Source organism: Sphingobacterium sp. UBA6645 (assembly GCF_002455685.1).
In the GTDB taxonomy this organism is placed as follows: domain Bacteria; phylum Bacteroidota; class Bacteroidia; order Sphingobacteriales; family Sphingobacteriaceae; genus Sphingobacterium; species Sphingobacterium hotanense.
Genome location: NZ_DKLH01000005.1, coordinates 20,231 through 41,393, shown reverse-complemented (window position 1 = coordinate 41,393; position 21,163 = coordinate 20,231). Strand labels below are relative to the sequence as shown.

General features: G+C 41.3%; 20 protein-coding genes. 8 read left to right on the top strand and 12 right to left on the bottom strand.

Annotated features, from left to right (window positions below):
* Positions 1 to 79: 79 nt before the first annotated feature.
* Entirely contained in the window at positions 80 to 610 is a 531-nt protein-coding gene (locus B2400_RS00820) for a ferritin-like domain-containing protein (protein WP_293930207.1), read from the top strand.
* Positions 611 to 1,255: 645 nt separating this feature from the next.
* Here B2400_RS00820 and B2400_RS00815 read toward each other — a convergent pair.
* Positions 1,256 to 1,750, bottom strand: coding sequence for an RNA polymerase sigma factor (locus B2400_RS00815; protein ID WP_149525446.1), 495 nt, complete (start codon positions 1,748 to 1,750; stop codon positions 1,256 to 1,258).
* Positions 1,751 to 2,252: 502 nt separating this feature from the next.
* Between B2400_RS00815 and B2400_RS00810 the strand changes: the two genes are divergently transcribed.
* From B2400_RS00810 to ligD, 3 genes are read left to right on the top strand one after another with little or no spacing between them, the layout of a single operon-like run.
* Complete coding sequence (locus B2400_RS00810) at positions 2,253 to 3,332, top strand: ATP-binding protein (RefSeq protein WP_286651371.1); 1,080 nt, start codon at positions 2,253 to 2,255, stop codon at positions 3,330 to 3,332.
* A gap of 3 nt (positions 3,333 to 3,335) precedes the next feature.
* The gene (locus B2400_RS00805; protein WP_286651372.1) at positions 3,336 to 3,995 is read left to right on the top strand and encodes a response regulator transcription factor; all 660 of its coding nucleotides are present in this window, start codon (positions 3,336 to 3,338) and stop codon (positions 3,993 to 3,995) included.
* Between the two features lie 60 nt (positions 3,996 to 4,055).
* A complete protein-coding gene (ligD, locus tag B2400_RS00800) occupies positions 4,056 to 6,536 on the top strand; it encodes a DNA ligase D (protein ID WP_293930205.1) in 2,481 nt (826 codons plus the stop codon).
* Here ligD and B2400_RS00795 read toward each other — a convergent pair.
* Entirely contained in the window at positions 6,533 to 7,288 is a 756-nt protein-coding gene (locus B2400_RS00795; RefSeq protein ID WP_149525450.1) for a Ku protein, read from the bottom strand. The two genes, ligD and B2400_RS00795, sit on opposite strands and share 4 nt — an antisense overlap.
* 101 nt (positions 7,289 to 7,389) lie before the next feature.
* On the opposite strand from B2400_RS00795, the gene B2400_RS00790 reads away from it, so the two are divergent.
* Positions 7,390 to 7,911 (top strand): CinA family protein, encoded by a 522-nt coding sequence (locus B2400_RS00790; RefSeq protein WP_293930204.1) that lies wholly within the window; start codon positions 7,390 to 7,392, stop codon positions 7,909 to 7,911.
* Here B2400_RS00790 and B2400_RS00785 read toward each other — a convergent pair.
* The 8 genes from B2400_RS00785 to B2400_RS00750 all read right to left on the bottom strand — a co-directional run bounded on the left by B2400_RS00785 (position 7,908) and on the right by B2400_RS00750 (position 16,272).
* Positions 7,908 to 8,798 (bottom strand): SDR family oxidoreductase, encoded by an 891-nt coding sequence (locus tag B2400_RS00785; RefSeq protein WP_149525452.1) that lies wholly within the window; start codon positions 8,796 to 8,798, stop codon positions 7,908 to 7,910. The genes B2400_RS00790 and B2400_RS00785 overlap by 4 nt on opposite strands.
* 58 nt (positions 8,799 to 8,856) lie before the next feature.
* Positions 8,857 to 9,954: a PAS domain-containing sensor histidine kinase gene (locus tag B2400_RS00780; protein ID WP_293930202.1), complete on the bottom strand. Its 1,098-nt coding sequence runs from the start codon at positions 9,952 to 9,954 to the stop codon at positions 8,857 to 8,859.
* Positions 9,955 to 10,174: 220 nt separating this feature from the next.
* Positions 10,175 to 10,633: a PA2169 family four-helix-bundle protein gene (locus B2400_RS00775; RefSeq protein WP_293930200.1), complete on the bottom strand. Its 459-nt coding sequence runs from the start codon at positions 10,631 to 10,633 to the stop codon at positions 10,175 to 10,177.
* A 102-nt stretch (positions 10,634 to 10,735) separates the two neighbouring features.
* The gene (locus B2400_RS00770; RefSeq protein ID WP_293930199.1) at positions 10,736 to 11,764 is read right to left on the bottom strand and encodes a DNA topoisomerase IB; all 1,029 of its coding nucleotides are present in this window, start codon (positions 11,762 to 11,764) and stop codon (positions 10,736 to 10,738) included.
* A 266-nt stretch (positions 11,765 to 12,030) separates the two neighbouring features.
* Entirely contained in the window at positions 12,031 to 12,627 is a 597-nt protein-coding gene (locus B2400_RS00765; protein ID WP_286651379.1) for a hypothetical protein, read from the bottom strand.
* A gap of 6 nt (positions 12,628 to 12,633) precedes the next feature.
* Positions 12,634 to 13,194, bottom strand: a complete 561-nt coding sequence (locus B2400_RS00760; protein ID WP_293930196.1) for a biliverdin-producing heme oxygenase — start codon at positions 13,192 to 13,194, stop codon at positions 12,634 to 12,636.
* A gap of 19 nt (positions 13,195 to 13,213) precedes the next feature.
* Positions 13,214 to 13,918, bottom strand: coding sequence for an HmuY family protein (locus B2400_RS00755; RefSeq protein WP_293930195.1), 705 nt, complete (start codon positions 13,916 to 13,918; stop codon positions 13,214 to 13,216).
* Between the two features lie 5 nt (positions 13,919 to 13,923).
* Positions 13,924 to 16,272 carry a TonB-dependent receptor gene (locus B2400_RS00750; RefSeq protein WP_293930193.1) on the bottom strand — a complete coding sequence of 783 codons (2,349 nt, stop codon included), beginning with the start codon at positions 16,270 to 16,272 and terminating at the stop codon, positions 13,924 to 13,926.
* 318 nt (positions 16,273 to 16,590) lie between these two features.
* Here B2400_RS00750 and B2400_RS00745 point away from each other — a divergent pair, with 318 nt between their 5' ends.
* From B2400_RS00745 to B2400_RS00735, 3 genes are read left to right on the top strand one after another with little or no spacing between them, the layout of a single operon-like run.
* The gene (locus tag B2400_RS00745; protein ID WP_293930191.1) at positions 16,591 to 17,433 is read left to right on the top strand and encodes a heme/hemin ABC transporter substrate-binding protein; all 843 of its coding nucleotides are present in this window, start codon (positions 16,591 to 16,593) and stop codon (positions 17,431 to 17,433) included.
* A 1-nt stretch (position 17,434) separates the two neighbouring features.
* A complete protein-coding gene (locus B2400_RS00740) occupies positions 17,435 to 18,469 on the top strand; it encodes a FecCD family ABC transporter permease (protein ID WP_293930189.1) in 1,035 nt (344 codons plus the stop codon).
* Positions 18,470 to 18,472: 3 nt separating this feature from the next.
* A complete protein-coding gene (locus tag B2400_RS00735) occupies positions 18,473 to 19,288 on the top strand; it encodes a heme ABC transporter ATP-binding protein (RefSeq protein ID WP_293930187.1) in 816 nt (271 codons plus the stop codon).
* Here B2400_RS00735 and B2400_RS00730 read toward each other — a convergent pair.
* On the bottom strand, positions 19,271 to 20,173 hold the full coding sequence (locus B2400_RS00730; protein WP_293930186.1) for a helix-turn-helix transcriptional regulator: 903 nt from the start codon (positions 20,171 to 20,173) through the stop codon (positions 19,271 to 19,273). The genes B2400_RS00735 and B2400_RS00730 overlap by 18 nt on opposite strands.
* A 165-nt stretch (positions 20,174 to 20,338) precedes the next feature.
* Entirely contained in the window at positions 20,339 to 21,154 is an 816-nt protein-coding gene (locus B2400_RS00725; RefSeq protein ID WP_293930185.1) for a siderophore-interacting protein, read from the bottom strand.
* Positions 21,155 to 21,163 lie beyond the last annotated feature (9 nt).

Sequence of the window (21,163 nt, the reverse complement as noted above, 5' to 3'; positions counted from 1 at the left end):
ATTCGAAATTTGGGTTAACCAATGGGGAGAAAACCTGTTCAGTAGGTAACAATAATTAAAACTCTTCGTAAACAACAAAATGAAAGGAAAAATTATGAGCAAAAAGATGAATCAAAATGGTGAGAAAATGCCTAATGCGCATTTGCATGAGTTAATGGTAGACGAACTGAAAGACATCTACAATGCCGAGAGACAACTGCTGGCAGGCTTAAAGAAATTAGTCTCAACAGCAGAGGGAGAAGAGTTGAAGAATGCCTTTAAAGAGCATTTACAGGAAACCGAAGGACAGATTGACAAGCTCAAGCAAGTGTTTCAGCTACTCGATCTTCCGGCACGTGGTAAGAAATGTAAAGCAATGGAGGGCTTATTGAATGAAGCCGATGAAATCATGAGCGAGTTCGAAGGAAGTGAAGCCTTAGATGCGGCTCTTGTTGCTGCAGCACAGAAAGTAGAACACTATGAAATTGCAACCTATGGTTCCCTAGCCACCTATGCCAAGTTGATGCAGCATGATGATGTAGCAGCAATTTTTGCAGAGATTCTTGAACAAGAAAAGAATGCCGACGAAAAACTTACGCAGGTTGCTATGTCAAAAGCTAACAAAAAATAGCGAAGAATAATCAGGACGTATCCGACCTTCGACAGAAGATAAATCCTTTTTAATTAAATCAAACCCCTATCAAAGCCCTTTCAAAAAGGTTATGATAGGGGTTTGTATTGGGTTTGAAAGGGTTATGAATTGGGTTTGAGTCAAAGCAGTCTGGTAGATGTTAGATGTTAGATATTAGATGTTAGACATTAGAGTATGTTTTCTAGTATTGTCTTGGCTTCTTGTCTTGTCTTCTTGTCTTGTCTTGTGTTGTCTTCTTGTATTGTATTGTATTGTATTGTATTGTATTGTATTGAACCAGGAAAGAAAGGATTTTAGGATGAACAAGATCCTGCTGATCCTTAAATCCTTTCTTTCCTGGTTCAAAGACAAAATAGCCTGCCAATCCTTGAATCCTTTCTTTCCTAGTTCAAAGACAAAATATCCTGTTAATCCTTGAATCCTTTCTTTCCTGGTTCAAGACAAAATAGCCTGCCAGTCCTTGAATCCTTTCTTTCCTAGTTCAAAGACAAAATATCCTGTTAATCCTTGAATCCTTTCTTTCCTGGTTCAAGACAAATGTTAAACCAAAGTTTCAAAAACAGCTTCAAAAACAAAGGCGCCTAATCGGCGCCCTCTTATTTCTTACATCTAAAATCTAACCTCTTACACCGCGTAAACTCGTAGCTTCTTTTTCAAGATCTTTCGAATGGTATGTATCCGGGTTTTGATGGTGCCTTCTTTTATGTTCATATGTTCTGCAATCTCATAGTATTTAAAGCCTTCTAGATACATGCTTATAATCTTGTAATTTTCTTCAGATAGCGTATGTAGGGCATCCTGCACATCCTTCACTACGAAATCGGATTCTGCTTTATTCTTTATTTTGCTATTGGATGATTGCGTATAGGTAATTTCCTTTTCTGCGATTCGGTGTATGGCTTCGCGACGGTATTTGTTGAGGTAGATGTTTTTCATAATCACATAAAGCCACGAAACTAGCTTTGGGTGATTAACGAATTTTTCTAATGACTTTAGTGAGCGAATAAATGTCTCCTGGACCAAATCTTCTTTTTCGAAAGGATCATTCGTGAAATTGTTCGCTAGCCGTTTTAGTATCGGCGAGTTTTCTGAGATAGTGGAATTTAGGGTCGTTTTCATATCTAGTAGTCTTATAGTGTTTAATTGATGTATAGATATAACGTATTGATTTAGAGTATGTTTTTCATATTTTTGATGCTAATTTAAAATGGGTATAAATACCCGCAGACCGTATAAACTACCGATTCAGTCGACATCAGGTCCATTAGCGGTAGAAGTTCGCCTATGGCCGATTAGAGGAGTCTTTTTGTTGATTATTAATTAAATAACAAAATAAGTAGGAATTAATAAGCGTTATAGTAGACTTAAGCTTTTTAAATTGGTTGAATTCTAGCAGTTATTTTGCGTGAAATACCTGAAATAGGCTTATTAATACGGAAAACGTTTGAATCGAGCATCTGGGGGTAGATTCTAAGAGATTATTTTCCGTATTTTTAAGAGTTTTAGTAGGATAATGATTTTCTTATCTTATAAAAACTACCAAAAAAAGGGAATGTCGTGATCTCCCTTATCTACCAATTTAGAGTATTAAATTGTATAACACACTGTACTATTCTTTAACATGCTACCGCTGGAGGAAAACAACTTGAACAATGACTTCAATATGAAGCAATACTCGCTCTTTGATGAGGAGTCGCAAAAAACGATGTTGAATATTGATCTTTTCTTTAAAGACGGGCCTTTCGCTTATGTCTTTCTCGATAAGTTTTTTCAGGTTTTTCGTATCAACGACCGCTTTTTGAAGCTTTTTGGTCAGCATCATCCACAGATCCTCGGACGTCATATTTTCGAGTTTTTAGATGGCGAGGATGCGTTAAAACTAAAAGCAGTATTCGAGAACCGAGACTCTTTGTACGATCCGCTTATTCTCTCTTTAAAATTTATTCAGAAAGACAATAACTTCTTGGCCGTGGACACCTATGTCAAGAAGTTTATGAATCAGTTTGATGAGGATCAATATTGTCTGCTGATGTTTGATAAGGGATTCTACCCAGACCCAAATTGGATAGAGGGAAAAAAGGAATTATACAAGACAATCATCGAAACGCAAGAGCAGGAACGCATCCGTATCGGCCAGCAACTACATGATAGTGTTGCGCAAATACTATATGCTATTCGTTTAAATTTACAACATATCGTATCCGAGAACGACGTTCTAGCAGGAGATATTGCGCCCATAAAAAAGATGTTGAACGACGCCATCTTTCAGGTCCGTAATATCTCGGTAGATCTTGTGCCTTCCGTATTACATGATTTTGGCCTTAAAGCCGCCATCCTATCGATGTGCGAGCGGGTTTCTACTTCCGATTTTCATGTGAAATGCTATATCTGTGAAGATCAAGAAGGACTGGATAAGGATTTTTTACTGGTCGTCTACCGCGTTATTCAGGAACTGTTAAACAATTCAATGAAACATTCTTCGGCCAGTCAGGTTATTGTAAAGACAAGATGCGATGCCGAACAAGTCAATATCGAAGTTACCGACAATGGTGTTGGATTTCAAGCAAAGCTGGAAGAAAGCCTTAGAAATGGTATTGGTTTACAAAGTATAAAAAGTCGGGTAGAGCGTTACGATGGTACTCTGGAAATTCGGGATCTAGAGGAAGGAACACAGGTGAAAGTGACATTAAAAATAAAATAGAGAATGGCAGAGGTGAAGATATTATTAGCGGAAGATCATTTGGTCGTTAGAAACGGGATCAAGTTATTACTCGACTCGCAGCAAGACTTCCAAGTTATCGGAGACGTCAATAATGGGAGAGAGGTATTAGACTTATTAGATAATGGTTTGGCGGTCGATGTTATCATTACAGACATCGGGATGCAGGAAGTTGATGGACTGCAATTGATTCGTGAGGTAAGCGAACGTTATCCACATATAAAAATACTTGTTTTAACGATGTTAGATTGCGATCAACATGTGGCTCGAGCTTTTGAATATGGTGCTAAAGGATATTTGATCAAAAATGTGGGTGCTGAAGAAATGCTGTTTGCTATTCAGCATGTGATGCGCGGTGGGCGATATTTGTGTGAAGAGCTATCGATGGGCTTTATTGAAAAAGCGATCGTAAGAAACAACAATCAGCCTGTCAACTTAGATCCTACAGAACTCGATTTAACCTCAAGAGAGCTAGAAGTGCTGGAATTATTGGGTGAGGGATATACTAATTTAGAAATTTCTAAAAAGTTATTCCTGAGCAAAAGAACAGTGGAAGGCCATAGACAGAATTTGATTGATAAGACGAAATCGAAAAACACGCCAGCGCTGATTAAATTTGCTGTGCAGAATGGTTTGATCCACTAAGATTCCTTATTTAGAATTTACCACAAACTATCGCGCTATTGTCTTGTTCTTTAATCAGCTATGGCAGATTTAAAGAAATATCAACAGAAGCGCGACTTTTCGGTTACCAGCGAACCGGAAGGGAGGACAGAAAATACGAAGGCAAAAGCAAAGAAACTAACCTTTGTTGTGCAACGACATCACGCCAGCCGACTACATTATGATTTTCGCTTGGAATTGGATGGCGTATTAAAGAGCTGGGCGGTGCCTAAAGGTCCTTCCTTAAATCCGAAAGACAAACGCCTCGCTGTTCAAGTTGAAGATCATCCCGTGAGCTATGCGACTTTTGAGGGGAGTATTCCTAAGGGCAATTATGGCGCCGGTACGGTTTCTATTTTCGATGAAGGGACTTATGATTTTGTCGAAAGCAAAAATGCAAAAACATTCTTGGAAGACCTGGAAAAGGGTTCTATTAAATTTCATCTTCATGGTAAGCGGCTGAAAGGCGAGTTTGCATTGGTGCGCATGCATACGGGACAAGGAAACAACTGGTTGCTGATCAAGCATAAGGACGAATTTTCTACGGACAAGGCTTTTGATGCGGAGAAGCTGATTGATAAGGCGATAGTAGAGGAGGGGAAGGCCTTTAAAAAAGAAAGCGCGGCAGCCAGAAAGACAACTACAAAATCAGCTACAGCCAAATCAAAGGATATCGCCAATAAGCCTAAACCCATGCTGGCGAAACTGGCGGCTGACTTGCCGGATGGTGATGAATGGCTATATGAGAAGAAGTTTGACGGCTTTCGATCGATCGCTGTCTGCTTGGGCAATAAAGTAAAATTACTTTCCAGAAACTCCAACAGTCTGGATGCTAAGTTTCCAAGCCTGGTCAAGGAATTGAATAAAATAAAGCGAGACTGTGTACTGGACGGGGAGATTGTAATCGAAGACAAAAGCAAGCAAGCACATTTTCAGCTTTTACAGTCGGGAGAGCCTATACCAAGAAATCTAGAGCTTCACTATTATGTGTTTGATATTTTAGAATTAGACGACGTAGATCTTCGATCGTACGATTTACTGCAAAGAAAAGAGATTTTGGAACTGCTGCTCAAAAAGGCCAATCTTCCGAACATTCTATTCGTCGAAAGCCTGAATATGGATAGGGAAAAGAGCATACAGGAAGCGGAAGCGCAACATTGGGAGGGGTTGATTGCCAAACGGAAGGATAGCAGTTATCTGGAAGATAAGCGCAGCAGCTCTTGGTTGAAATATAAATTAAGAAATACACAAGAAGCCGTGATCTGTGGCTTTACCGAACCTCAGGGTTCCAGATTAGGTTTCGGAGCCTTGGTGTTAGGTGCATATGATCGAGGGAAGCTGAAGTATATTGGCAATTGCGGAACTGGATTCAACGATTCCTTGCTGAAGGATCTGCATAAGGAATTTTCGAAGCTTAGCACAAAGACCAAACCTTTCGATAAAACAGTAAAAGTTGCGAATGAACGGCTAGTTACCTGGCTAGAGCCTACGTTGGTATGTGATGTCTACTACTCGGAATGGACACAGGATAAGCATTTACGGCATCCTGTATTTAAAGGCTTGAGAACAGATAAGGCAGCAGAAGAAACAAAACTGGAAATTGTAGAGGCTAAAGCGATGGAAAAGGAGCGTATAGTTAAATTTGGGAAGAAGGAAGTGAAGCTAACGAATCAGGATAAGATATACTGGCCGGATGAGGGTATCCGCAAAGGAGATATGATTGCGTACTATGAAGAAATGGGCGATTTTATACTACCCTATGTGAAAGATAGGCCGATTTCGATGAATCGATTTCCGAATGGGATAAAAGGCAAGAGTTTTTTTCAAAAAGATGTAGAGCCCGATCAGCTTCCATCTTGGGTGAAAATAGCACCAATGTTTTCGAAGAGCAACAATAGCACGATAGACTATCTTCTATGCAATGATTTGGCGAGCTTGCTTTTTATCGCTAACCTTGGTTCGATTGAAATCAATCCTTGGTTATCAACTTATAAGAAGCCCGATAAGCCTAAATTTGCAGTTTTGGACCTAGATCCTAATGGCGCTGACTTCGATGAGCTAAAGGCAGTTGCACGAACCTCTAAAGAGGTGTTCGATAAAGCTGGGGTTCCAGCATTTATTAAAACCTCTGGATCCACTGGTTTTCATATTTTCTTGCATGTCAATGAGCGTTACGAGTATGAGGTCGTTCGCGACTTTATCCAATTTGTTGCTCAGCTTGTCCAAGATCAGCATCCGGATACGACCAGTTTGGTGCGCGATCCGAAAAAACGGGAGGGGATGATCTATCTGGACTTTCTTCAAAATCGACAAGGGCAAACCATTGCTGCGCCGTATTCATTGCGTCCGAAGCCGATGGCAACGGTAAGTACACCGATTACTTGGGAAGAGCTGGATGAGGATATACAAATAGCCGACTTTACCATTGATACAGTGCCCGAACGAGTAAAAGCAATTGCCGACCCTTGGGCAGAGCTGATGAATAGTAAAGTCGATATTAAGAAAGCACTTGGCAACTTCTAAGCAAGGCTTGCTTTTAGTTTTTCTAATAGGTCGGATGCTTTGGTATTCTCCACATTGATCTTTCGGATGGTTGCGCGCTTTCCCTTACTTTTCTGTTGTATAATCTTCAGCAATTCTTTGCTGTATTCATTTTTGAACGCCGAGATATCGAAGGGTCTGCTATTGGCTTTGATCAGCTGCATCGCCATATCCATTTCTTCTTTTTTGATCTTCACCGACCCACTATCTTTCAGATCTTCCGTGCTTCTAATTTCTTCTTCAAAGCGAAGCTTGTTGAGTACAAGAATATTGTCTGATGGTTTGATGATCGCCAGGTTTTCCACGTTGCGCATCACAAAGGTTCCTAAGCCTGCGGTTTTGCTCTTCTCCAATGCTTTCAACAAAAGCTGATAAGCTTTCTCTCCGGATTTCTGAGGCTCCAGATAGTAAGGCGTATCGAAATATACGCTATCCACCTCCTGAATCTTGACGAAAGACTGAAGGTTGATCATCTTATTCTTTTCTGGCATGGCATCTTCGAAATCTGCGTCTTCCAATACGACGTACTTGTCTTTAAGCATATAGCCCTTGACAATGTTTTCCCACGCAACCTCTTTTCCGGTTTTCTCATTCACACGCTTGTATTTAATATTCGCTTGATCCTTTCGATCCAGCATATCTAAATCCAAGCTGCTCGATTGTGTTGCGCTGTATATCTTTATCGGAATATTCACCAATCCGAATCCTATTGCTCCTGTCCAAATTGCTCTCATAAATTTGATTGTTTGTAAGTATAACAACTAAATGGCTGATAGGTTCATTCTGCCGTTATTTGATTTTCTGCAACGATTTACCATTTTACGTGTTTAATGCTATGAATAAGCAATATGATAGAAAAATTATGGTACGTATAGATCATCGGCTATTGAACAAAGTAGCGGCTGAATTAGTAAAAAGAGGTTGGACTTTGGCGACTGTGGAGAGCATGACGGCAGGCTTTTTATCCAGTATCTGGAGCTTGCAGGTAGACGCTGGACATCTTTTGAAGGGGGGAATCGTATGTTTTGAGGAGTCTGTGAAGACCAATCTGCTCCGTGTTCCACAGCATTTAATCGACACCTACACTGCCGAGTCAATGGAAGTTACGAAGGCTTTGATTCCCGGCTTAAAGAAACTAATTCCTGCTGACGTTCTGATCTCTTTGACGGGAGTTGCTTATGAGGGGACAAAAAAGCATCCGACAGCTGAAGTCGGTGATGTGTTTATCGCTGTAGATATTCATGGAATTCTCGTTTCGCGAGTCTATTCATTACCTTCCCTCAATGCTGCGGATACTTATGTAAAAGCATTTAACGCATCCTTAGCTTTGCTTGATGAGTTGCTTGCGATCGTTTAAATCGTAATCCTGCCTCCGGTAGCCGGAATGGTTGCTCCAGATACGTAGGATGCTGCTGCAGAGGCTAAGAAAACATAGACAGGAGCAATTTCGGCCGGCTGTCCGGGTCTTCCTATCGGCGTGTTATCACCAAATTTCTCGTGGTCCGGAATTGTGCTCGGTATCAAGGGAGTCCACACTGGTCCGGGGGCTACGGCGTTGACTCGGATACCATTGCCTTCTTCCAAAAACTTCTGTGCTAGGTTGGAAGTGAAGTTTTGAATAGCAGCTTTACTCGCAGCATAGGGCAATAGGGTAGGATTCGGATCATAAGCATTAACAGATGTTGTGTTAATGATACTTCCGCCTTCACGGATGTGCTCCTGCGCGTATTTCGTCAAATAAAACATAGCGCTTAGGTTAACTTCAAACGTTTTGTTCCATTCTTCTGCTGTGATTTCCTGCAGGTTCTTATAGCTCATCTGGTAGGCAGCATTGTTGATCAGAATATCGATTTTCTTATAGCGTTCAACGGCGATATCGATAATCTTTTTACAGGTTTCCTCCGAACGGATATCTCCTTTAAATAGAATGGCTTCTCTACCGGCTTGCTTTACATATTCCTCGGTATCCTTTGCATCTTCATCTTCAATATCATCTTTGTAGCAAATGATAATATCTGCACCTTCTCTTGCCATAGCGATGGCAACGGCTTTGCCGATCCCCGAGTCGCCACCTGTAATAATAGCAACCTTGCCGGTCAATAGTCCCGAACCCTCGTAGGTATGTTCGCCGTGATCGGGTCGAGGATCCATTTTCTTGGTTTCTCCGGGAGGTTCTTGTGTCTGCTTTTTAAACGGTGGTCTAGGGTATAGGTCTTTAGGATTTCCTTCTTTCGTTGTTTCCATTTTCTATTGTTTTTGATCTATCTAAAGAACAATAAAGCTTTGGAATCGTTCAATGAATTTAGGATTGGTTTGGAAAGAAAAGGCGGACTTCCGTTCCAACGTTTATTTTGCTAGAAATATTTATTTGGCCATCAAGCCGTTTTATAACGCGCTTTACAATGAATAGCCCAATTCCAGAGCCTCTATAGCTACTCGAGTTTGATCCACGCTGAAAGTTGTAGTAGATTTCGTTGATTTCATGCTCCGGAATGCCGATTCCATTATCCGTAATGTAATAAGCAACACCCTTATTGGTCGTTTCAGAATAGATTCGGACTACTGGATCTTGGACGGAGGATGAATATTTGATGGCATTGCCAATAATATTACTGAAGATTTGAAAAACGCCGCCCTGATCGCCAAGTACCGGCAATAGTAAACCGGTTTCCACTCGTGTGTTCGGAGAATTGTAAAGCAGTATTGCATCTTCGCACCAAAACTTGATATTGTCAGCTACGTTGATTAAAGTTTTTTCCGGAGCGTAAGCCCGTGCTTCGCTTAGCTGTACTGTTTTGTCGATAATCGTGTTCAAACTAATCATCGCCTGATCAATGATATCATACCATTGTTCTCTTTTTTGAACATCGATTAAGTGATTTTGTTTTAGCGTATCTATTGCAAGTCGAACAATTGCAATCGGGTTCTTTGCATCATGCGCCAAACTATTGGTAATCTCCTCTAAATCATGATTGTCCGATAGCTGTTGCTCTTGCTTCTTAAGTAACTGAAGTGCTCTGTTTCTTGCAGTGACGTCGATGGAGGTGTTTAAGATAGCGTAGGTTTGGTTGTCTGTATTGACCAATGCCTTGTACTCGAAATCAAAATAACGCGTATGGGTGACATCGCCATCTACGATTCCCGCAGGTGTATCCATTGCCTTATAGCTGATGCCCGTTCGCCATACATTTTCTAAGATTCTGGAGAACCCTTCTTCTTTAAAATTTGGAAAGGCTTCGCTTAAAGGCTTGCCAATTATCGACCGGTTGCTACACCACATCGTCAACATGGCGTCATTGGCAAAAGCAATATTTAGATCGCTACTGTCGTAAATAGCAGTGGCTAGGGGAGAATGATTCAGTACGTCAATTAACAGTTTAAGGGAATCGTGTTTTGGCATGTAAGAAGTAGATGGTGCGCGTTTGCTGTTCTGCTTTAAATTTAATGATTTTAGGTAAGAAACAAGCTATTCAAAAGCAAATCCCCAAATATGCATCTGGGGATTCATGGGATGTTTGTTGTAATAAAAAAGTGCTTTCGATATATCTTGGCTTCCAACATGACCAGAGAAGTTTTCCTTAGAAAACGCAATCTGGTCAAGTGGAAATGTCTTAGTTTCTTTATGAATTATCTCTTAATTCTTTGATGTGATCATGTGCTCCTAATTGCATGGTAAGCTGAGTTTGTAATAAATCGACAATCTCAGGAAAGTCAGATAAAGATTCGTTTATCAAATCCTTATATGCGCTTTTGAATTCATCTTCGCCCTTTTCGCAACTTGCAAGCACAGATTCCGATGTTGACGGGGCAACCAATGATTTTAAGTCCATCCAGGCTCTAAATAGCTTTCCGCTTACCATCGTCCCATCATCAACAGTTTCTTCAAACTGCGTAATAAATGGAGCGAGCTCCGACTTGAATTGTTCGGATTGACGTTTGTAATCACCAAATAAAGCGTATAGATTCTCTAGGTTTTCCGACTGGACGATATCTTGTGCTTTCTGATAACCTGCAATGCGCTCATTATTTATTTCAATGGCATCCCTTAATATCTCTATCTTTCTATCGAACGTTTCCATAGTAGTCTATTTTGATGGAAGAACATTCGATAGGAGACCCTAGTTTGATGCATTTGTAAAACAGGTATTTATATCGTTTTTGGGAGCATTTTACTTATTCGTTTAACGCAACATACGAAGAAGCTTTTTCGTGATATGCTTCTCCCTTTCTTTTGCCCCAGAAGGAACCTTTTTCAACCAGCTATCCAAGAGTCCTTCTTCATAACTTTCCATAAGCCTAGGGTCTATATAGTGGTTCTTTGCAATTGTTTTTGTATTTCCTAATAATTTAGCGACTCGTTCAATCGTATTGTTCAATATTTCTTTGCGTTCTTTTTTTGTTTCGGGTGTTGCGGCTTCGGAAAGATATTCTAGAAAGGAAAAGCAGGCATTCCAGGTACGAAAGGTTTTACAAGTGACCTCTTCTTGGTAGAATGTTTTCAAATAATGGTTAAGCTGATTAGAGTCTAGCGTATGCGAACGTCCGTTCTTATCTAAATATTGAAATAGACGTTGCCCCGGTATTTCTTTTACGGAACGTAGAATGTTGTACAGTCTCTTACCTTTTAGGACCTTTTTCTGTTTGATACCTTTCTTGCCTACAAATTCGAAAAGCACCTTATTGCTTTGAAAATCTGCATGTTTATTCTTAAGGGTTGTTAAACCATAGGATCCGTTTTGCTTGCTATACTGCTCATTCCCAATACGAATCGACGTCTGGTCCATGATCTCTAAAGCCAATGCGACCACCTTACGCTCATCTAAGTCTTTCCGTCGAAGATCTCTTTTGATTTGCTTCCGGAGTAGCGGAAGTCCTTTTCCAAACACGATGAGATTAGCAAACTTATTGTCTTTGCGCAAAGAAGACCAGGCTGTGTGGTATTTATATTGTTTGCGACCGCGCACATCTATCCCCGTCGCCTGAATATGACCGTTGGGACTGGAGCATATCCATACATCTTCCCAGGCAGGAGGGATGACTAAACTGGCAATACGCTTAAGTTTATTATCATCTTTTATAGTCTTTCCCTTCTTATCAACATACGTGAACCGCTTACCCTTCCTAAGGCGCTTTATCCCATTCTTATTGCAATCCACGTAACGTAGCCCATGGCTCTTCAGTTCTTTTGCTGATTGAACATCCTCCTGCATCTTCTTAAAGTTTAATGGTATTCTTGTTATAACATTTCATAATGAAATTCGTTCTGCCTAGCACGACTTCTTTATAAAAACCGCTTAATAGCTTTGGACATTAATGCCTATTGAGATAGGAGAGGATACTTTGGGAAGATTTGGATTTTTCCATTTTGGTTGGAAAGAGAAGGGGTATATATAAAGCTTATTAAGAACAGTTCCTTTAACATAAAAAGGGGATCATCTTCTCAAATGATCCCCCAAACTAATCAATAAAGTTTATTTTACTTAATGAATTTCTTCACATTGATATTATAATCTGCAGTTCCCTGCGCAGCAGTGATTTTTCCAGCGTTGATGACATAAAGTTCTTCCGCCATATCATTTAGCGCCTTGCCTTTATACATGACGATATAACGATTTGGAGTCGGATAAACCGCGTGGTTATTCTTGAAGTCATAGATAATCCAGGTAGCTCCTTTTGCAGGTGCACCGGCACTTGAAGCATCAATGCTGAACTCATTGGTTGCTGTTATCTTCGCCGCCAAGATATCTTTCAATGTAAGTTTTTCAACAGAAGTATTTTCCATATCAAAGTATCCCATTGAATAGACATCGTCGCGTGAGTTCTTCAAATTAGACCCATACATTCCGGATAAGTTGACCATGCTTTTCGCACTGTCCTGAACAGAATTTGTTTTGAAGTCAAAGAATACTTTTTTGTTTGGAGGCACCGTAAGGGATGCTAATTCCGTCTTTGCTCCGCTATCACTGAGTTTAGGAATTACCACTTCATCGTCATCCGAACAAGAAGTAATTGACGTCCAAGAAAACCCGATAACAGCAAATAAAAGAAAGGTAGATTTAAAGGTTTTAATCATGATGTTTTATGCATTTATGGTATTTGTGAATGTATTAGAAAATTGTTCGAAGGTGTTGTGTGCACTCGCGATTGCTTCTTCGATATCTTTTTCTTCAGCAACCTCCGTGTTGATGATCTTTGTGAACTTTGCCCATTTCTCTGCAGACTGCTCGCCATAGCCTTGGAAGAAGTTAAATCCAGTCTCTATACCTTGCTTTTGTAGCATCTTGACGATGTATGGACCGCCCATGATGGAACCTTCCAATACATATAATGCACCGATTGCTTGGTTCTTGTTTTCAATAATCGGAAGAAAGGCCTGTGGAAGATCAGCTAAGTCTGCTCCTAAGACTGCGATATCTTTTGCGATATCTTTCGCACTTCTACGCACTCCGAAGTATGATTCCAATGATGCTGGAATGTTGTTAGCAATCTGTTGTTCTAACGTCTCAAAGTATGAAAAGAAAAACTTTAATAAGTCTGCATAATCTAAATTATTCTCGATTGCTTTTAAACGGTAAACCACTTGTTTTTCTAAGTTTTGGTGACCGTTTTTCGTTGCTGCTTTGATTCTTTCGCTTAACATAATTATTGTATTTAAAAATTTATTGTGTTCTTAGATTTTTACTGCCGTCTTCCTGTACAAAATATCGAAAGGTATAGTATGGTGCTTGCCAATTTACTTCTGTAACCACGGGTGGATTGTTTTTGTAGACATTGATGAACTGTAGCTTCGCATATTTACCGTTAGAGAGTCTTAGTACATAAGTCCTGTTAGGTGCGACCTGCACAAGATGAGAAGTCATATTATAGTTATACCAACCGGCTGAGCTCTCATCTATTATCATCCCGATATTGTATAAGGTGCTATTGTCGAATTCTGCGTCGCTGGGCGCGGTTGTGACGTTCTGATAGTCTTGCTTCAGCAATAGCATCTTATGCTTTGACGCATTGCCGGTAAATGGGACGCCTGTCTGCTCGCCGTTGTTGATATAGATATTACTGTTGTAATAATTGCTGAAAGCCAAGTCCCAATCAGTTTTCTTGAAGTGACTAGCAGAGTCCTGCGCGGTCTTTAGCCAGGTTTGCTTTTTATCGGCGAAGCGGAAGAGGAAGGTGTGGAAGTCACGTTTCTCTTTGCCTGGCCCAGTAGTGCCTACCGAAGCATCTACGTCTCCTGCAAGATTTTCAATTACGACGCTCAATCCATCTTCAAGGGGGAGTGATGGTCCTTCATTGGATTTACTACATGCTGTCAACGTGACGAGCGACAGCAATAGGATCAATGTATGTTGTTTTTTATAAGTCATTGTCATTATTTTTTAATGATTCGATAGGATAGGCTCACACTGGTCAGTCGTCCCATTTGTCCTGGAATCATGTAATTAATATAGTTCGTAACATTATCCATGTTTACCCGAATGGATAGGGGGAATGCCTTGAACTTCTTTTCAATGCCTGCATAGTAGATCACATGGTCGTCGACAAAGCTGTCGTATCGATCGATAAAGCGGTTGCCATTCATATCCATGAAAGGGTATTTTCCACGAAATATCGCGCGCGCATTGAATGTGATGTTCCAAGGCTGGTATTGATAGATGATGCCGACATTAAATTGATGTCTTGAACGGTTTTCCAGTCCCCAATAATCAGCCACCGTTGCTGGATATGAGTTACCGGTTTTCGGGTCATGGATATTCTGACTGTACGGCCATACGCCCGCTTGGATGCTATCTTTTATCGAGAGATCTTTTGCGACAAGGTATTGGTATCCTGCGGAGATATTTACATCTTCGAACAATTGCACCCGCATATTCACTTCGATACCCTTGTTGACAGCGCTTGGAAGATTCTGAAATGAGTAAACTGCCATATTGCGCTGTCCAGTAGCGACCTGTATGCTATTGATCTGATTGCGGAGCTTATGGTAAAATGCATTTAGCTCGATATGGCTATTCTTGAAAGGCGAGTAGCTGAATCCACTGTTCAGCGACATATTCTTTTCAGCGTCCAGCGGACGATCCAATTGCTTGATTACAGCGGTTCTTATTTCCGAGATTTCACCTGCGTCATCCATTTGATTTAGCCTTTCACGTAAAACCTCATTACCAAGCACATAATAATTTGCAGAAGGATTATAGAAAACCTGATATCTCGTTCGGAAATCTGGTGCTTTGAATCCGGATGCTATCCCTACTTTCCATTTTAAGCCTTCGCTTAAAGTTAGGGTAGCTCCTAAGCTAGGACTTAGTTGCGAGCCATAGTTTACGGTATGATCAAAACGTAGTCCCGCGGTCAGTAGCGTATATTTTCCGAGGCTATAGTTTCCTTGTCCGTACGCACTTGCTGTTAGTTGATGACGACTGTTCAAACCCGATTCCAAGTTCATTTGCTCAAGTTGTGCCATAGCGCCGAGCGTTAGGTTAAGACCCTCGCGATGATATGCGGCTTGCTGTTCGACCTTATGGATTGCCTGTTGGAATTCGTCGCTAGCTAACGCAGCCAAGCCTTCCTGCGCACTGACATTGATGTCTGAGCGATAGTGAGAAAAGTAATAGTTCGTCATGCTTTTCCATTGGCTATTCCACCGCTTGTCGTAGGTCAATGATGCGTTCATATCGGTCTCTCGCTGTTGATCAGAAATCTCGTAATCGCTGGCATATTTTCGCATCATTTCCGAATTGCGCGTATTGGCGCGTAAGCTCAGGCTCAGGAAGTCGTTTGCCTCGTTTAGCTGATGTCGTACTTTCCCTTGCAAAGCGAAATTAGTGTATGGAGGAATCGTAGTTCCTGCCTCCATATATCGTCTATTATTGTTGAATCCATCTGTTCGGTAATAATTGGTTGATAGTAATACATAACCTTTGTTTTGGTTGAAGTTGCTTTCCGCTTCGGCGGTAATATCAGTCATGTTATAGCTGCCGTAACTAGCTTGCACATGCAGTTGCGGCTGTGTATTTCCGAAGCGAGTGATGATATTGATCGCACCGCCTAGTGCATCATTGCCATACAGACAGGAGGACGCGCCTTTAATGATTTCGATACGCTCGATATTGGAAACCTGAATTCTTGATAAATCCATATTGCCAGACTGTCTTCCTAAAAGAGGTTGTCCGTCGATTAGAATCATGATATATTGGCTTGACAATCCTTGCATCTGAACACCGACTGAACGACTGCCGCCAGCAGTGTTATTCACGATCGCCATGCCGGTTTGCTCCCGCAGAACCTCGTCTAAGCGACGGCTGCCCAGCAATTCCAGCGTTCTACGATCGATGATCGTGACTGGCATTGCGGCATGTCGAGGATCAATAAGGGTTGGTCTTCTCATCACAGTTCCCAGGATGGAAACCTCTTCTATTTGCTGATCTGCTTTGAGTAAGCGGAATTGGAACTCTTGCTGATTCTGCTCAAGCGCAATACTTCCCGTATCAGGATGATAGCCTATTGCTGAAATATAATATTTATAACTTCCAGTGAATTGAGGACTGGTTTCGAAATATCCTTTCCTGTTAGTTTGTGCTTGAATTTGGTCGGGTTGAAATTGGAGTGAAGCATTCGCAATAGGCAGTCCCAAACTGTCGACAACATAGCCTTTTATATTCGCTTTTTGTTGAGCAAAAACAGGAAGGGTCGCATGTTGAAAAAGTACTGCCAGAAGCATAAAAGTGTATTTAAATTCTAGTCGCAAACTATTTATATTGTTTCTAAATAATGATGCAATATTCACCAATATTCCCGACAATATCTTTATTCAATACGTAGCTAGATTTGTTTGAAATGTATGTTTTTTTGTGGCATTCAGATTTTTGTTGCAAATAATAATTTCATTAATGGATTGTTAAAAGATTGAAAATCATTAAGATATGAAAATAAACTATAAGCAATCAAATTGTTGATTTTGTATATTTTGCGCAATCTGATTATTTGGAAACATTATAAATAAGTGTTCTATTTGTGCACAATATTAGTACAACATAACATGAAAACTTATCCATTATTACGAACCATTCTCCTCTTGATGACTTTTATGTCACTCAGTTTTTCAAGTCAAGCAAATGCTCCAAAACGTATCATTTCATTAGGTGGTGCCATCACCGAAGTATTGGATGGGCTTGGTGTTGGGAAGCAGATTGTCGCGGTCGATTTGACGAGCGACTATCCCGCTTATGTTTCCCAATTGCCAAAAGTCAGTAAGAATAGAAGCGTTACTATTGAGGCTGTTAGTTCCTTCCGTCCCGACTTAGTTTTAGCATTAAAAGGCGAGTTGTCTGCCGATATCCAAGCGCAGTTGAAGAAGTTGAAGATTCCTTTCGTACTCGTAACGCAAGAGTTTTCATCCGCCGGCCTACAAAGCTTTATCAAAACAATTGCAAAAGCTGTTGATCAAGAACAGCAGGGTACAGCGTTAGCCAATAAATTGAGCCAAGACCTTTCCAATTTAGCGAAGAAGACCAAACAATCCTCCCAAAAAATCCTATTCATTTATGCACGTGGTGCCGGGCACATGAGCGTCGCTGGGCAGAGTACATCCATCGATGCGGTGATTAAAGAAGCCGGATTCCAAAATGCCATGAAAGGCTTTACAGGATTCAAAACGTATAATACAGAGGCGTTGGTCGCTGCCAATCCAGATGTCATTTTACTATTCAACTTCGGGATTTCAAGCCTCGGCGGCAGTGAAGGTATTCAGCAGATGCCGGGCGTTAAGTTGACCAATGCAGGCAAGAATCATAAAATCATCTCGATGGATGCCACTTTATTGAATAATTACAGCCTTCGATTACCAGAAGCTATTGCCAAACTTCAAGACCTTGTGCTATAGCATGAAATACAAATTTATATACCTTTCGCTGTCGGTTCTTCTCTTCTGCATTATCATTTTCTCGCTCGGAGCAGGTGCCATGGAAATACCCTTCAAAGACGTTATCCTGTTATTGTGGAAGAGCATGAGCGGCAGCAGTATCAGCGAAGAAGATGAACTATTAAAGAATATCTTAATGGAGATTCGTATTCCGCGAATTATCTTTTGCACGTTGATTGGTGCGATATTGGGGATTACGGGTACCGCAATACAAGGCATTTTCCGTAATCCCCTGGCCGAGCCCGGGCTAGTTGGTATTTCTTCCGGTGCTTCCTTTTTTGCCGCCTTGACTATTGTATTCGAAGCCAGTTTAATCGCGTTAATTGGCAATTCGCTAAACCTTTACTTGATTTCGATATCTGCCTTTATCGGTGCTTCGCTTGCAGTAATCCTTGTTTATCGGATTTCCATTGTCGAAGGTAAATCGAACATTGCGACAATGATTCTGGCCGGTATTGCGATCAATGCATTGGCAGGAGCCGCAACAGGCTTGATGAGCTATATGGCTAGCGAACAACAGCTAAGAAATATTACATTCTGGTCATTAGGAAGTATGGCTGGTGCGACTTGGGAGGCAGTGAATATCCTCATCATCTTCGCCGTTGTATCTGTTGTTCCCTTATTATTTTTTGGCAAGGCCCTTAATCTATTCGCCCTTGGCCAATCGCAAGCCGAAATGATGGGCTTAAATACCAAGCGACTTAAGATATTGATCATCATCTGTTCCACACTTGCCGTTGGGGTTTCAGTGGCATTTGGAGGAATTATTGCCTTCGTCGGCCTGCTCGTACCGCATACCCTTCGCTTGATCGGTTCGGTCGACAATCGCTTTCTATTGCCGACTTCACTGCTAGGCGGTGCAATCGTGTTGAACCTTGCCGATCTTATCGCACGAACCATTATACAGCCGTTGGAACTCCCTATTGGAGTCATCACGGCGCTAATAGGGGCACCCGTATTTTTAGGAATTTTATTAAGAGAAAAAAGAAAGCTATAGCTTATGATACATATCCAGGGACTGAATTATGCTGTTAAGAATCGAACGATTATTAAGGATCTCAATATATTTATCGATAAAGGCGAGTTTGTTAGCATTATCGGCGCCAATGGCGCGGGGAAAAGTACCTTATTGAAGCTTATTGCAGGAGAACTAAAAAGCAGTAGTGGTCAAATTGTTCTGCGAAACAAGGATGTGGCTGATATGACAAAGAAAGAGATGGCGATGTTTAGAGCCTACCTCCATCAGAGCAACGTGATGGATATCCCTTTCACCGTTGAAGAGGTTGTTGCGATGGGTAGATATCAGAAGCATGCCTGTGCTAACGAAAAAGTAATCCTGGAAGAGTGCATACAGATATGTAATTTGATGCATATTCGCGATCGTTCTATCCGCGAGTTATCCGGAGGAGAGCAGCAACGCGTACATCTCGCGCGTGTTCTCGCACAGTTATGGGATGCGGAGGAGGGAGTCTTATTATTGGATGAACCGATTTCCAGCATGGATATTCAATATCAGCACCAAACATTGGCTATTGCAAAAGCTTTCTGTAAAGCTGGCTTTACGGTGATGGCGGTATTGCACGACTTGAATATGGTTGCGCAGTATAGCGATCGAGTGATCATGATGAAAGGGGGAAGAGTATGGTGGTATGGCAGTCCGAACGAAGTATTCAAACAACAACATATTTATACCATCTTTGGAATCGACAGTTTAGTGCAGATCAATCCCAAAAATCTATGCACAGAAATTCAAGCTATTCCGATTGAATATGATTTGCAAGAATTCAATTCCGTGATGCTAGCCACTGTTATTTGATCGAAAGATATCGCTTGGTAGAATGCCGTAGTATTTTTTGAAGGCATGCGTGAAGCTAGCCTGATGCTTAAAGCCTACGAGCGTCGCAATTTCATACATATTCTTCTCCTCGTCGAGGATAAGCCGTTTTGCTTCTTCCATCCGAAGGCGAGTAATGAAATTGTAGATGGTTGTTCCGAAATAGCGCTTGAAACCATTGCGCAATTTAAACTCATTTAGGAGGACAATCTTGGAGAGTTGACGATGCGTTGGCGGATCTACAAACTGTTGTGTCAGGATTCGCTTCGCCTCTTCAAGCTTCAGGATATCCTCCGTTCTAATCTCTTCGGTATCTTTTGCTGCCGCCAATCCGAATTGTTCAAACTGATACATGATAAGTTCTAATACCTTCGCATTGGTGAAAATCTGCTTTAACTCGTTCTTTTCCTTTGTTTTAGCCAGCTCTTCTATGGTGTGTAACATCTCCATAGTCGCCGGCAGATCCTGATCAAAGATAGAAACGGCGTGCCGCTGGCCCATGCGCTGCTTAAACTGCTCATGAAGCGGATTGTAGATCGTCACCAAATTATGATAAAAGCTAGGCGTCATGACCAAAAGAATGTACAAGCATTTCTGCTTCTCCGGAACATTATGTTCCTCATTCAAAGTCGGCAAGTAGCGGATGTTATGTTTGCTGAAGGTCGGTTTATTATGCTGGTTCATGCTGATAATAAACTGGCTGACGATCGCCTCGCTATCAATTTCCGCCTGAATGCTCGCGGCTTCACTGAAGAACATTTCCGCCTGAATAATAAAAATTCCTCGGCTTAAGATCTGATAGGAGCTGATAGGAGCTGATGTTAATAGGGTATTTGCTGATGCTAATGTTTTTCTCAGATAAAGCATTAGGCGCGGTTGTTTCTTCAGAGAGTTCTTCCCAAAACAACCACTCATTATGTTCCTTTATCTTCGCCCTAATTATCATTTTGCCTAGCAAAGATAACAGTTATTTATAATTAATCTAAATAAATATAAGCTTGTTACTAATCTTTCGCTACGGCTGCGAAATCATCAGCTTGCTTTCTCCTGTCTTCGCTCGGTAGCCGATTGATCCTCAGCATCTCCAGCCTTCCAATACGAGAATGCATAGAACTGTTTGTTTGTCCATTTCAGCTCATCGCGGAAGTAATGGCGCAGGATTTTTACTGTAGTATATTCACATGCGACATAAGCAAAGCAACTCCCTTCGAGGGGGATTGCCACGTCTTTTGCGAGCTCTGAAAGTACACTAGCGCGCTCTGGATGTGGATTTATCAGCCATTGAATGTCAAAGCCTGCGTGCTGAACTTCCGGATGAATATCCTTTTCTGTAGGCACTTCAATCAAGCAACAGCCTTTTGCTGTAGGAGGCAGACTCTCCAGGATGCAACATATCACGGGAATCGCAGTTGCGTCGCCAATCAGAAAATACCAATCCGAATCTTGATAATGTATCGTCGGTCGGATTTTCATGGCTACCCCCAACTGCTGTCCGACCTTTGCTTTAGCGGCCCAAGCGGAAGCGGGGCCATTATCGCCATGGTTTACAAAATCGATTGTTATTTCTATGGTTACTGGATCGATTGCGCGGTGGGTATAGGTTCGCACGATGGGTTTCAATTCTTCCGATGGATGAACCCATTCGCCCTTTGTTTCGTCAAACTCGGGGAAATGTACCTCTGAAACACCCTTGGGAGGAATAAAGATCTTATTATTGGCTCCTAAGGTACACTGATCAAAGTCAATGTCCTCATCTGCTTGAAGCTTTATACGAATATAATGTGGCGTCAGTTTCTCTTTATGACTGACACGGAAAATATAACGGGATATTTTGGGCTGTTGCATCATAGAAGGGAT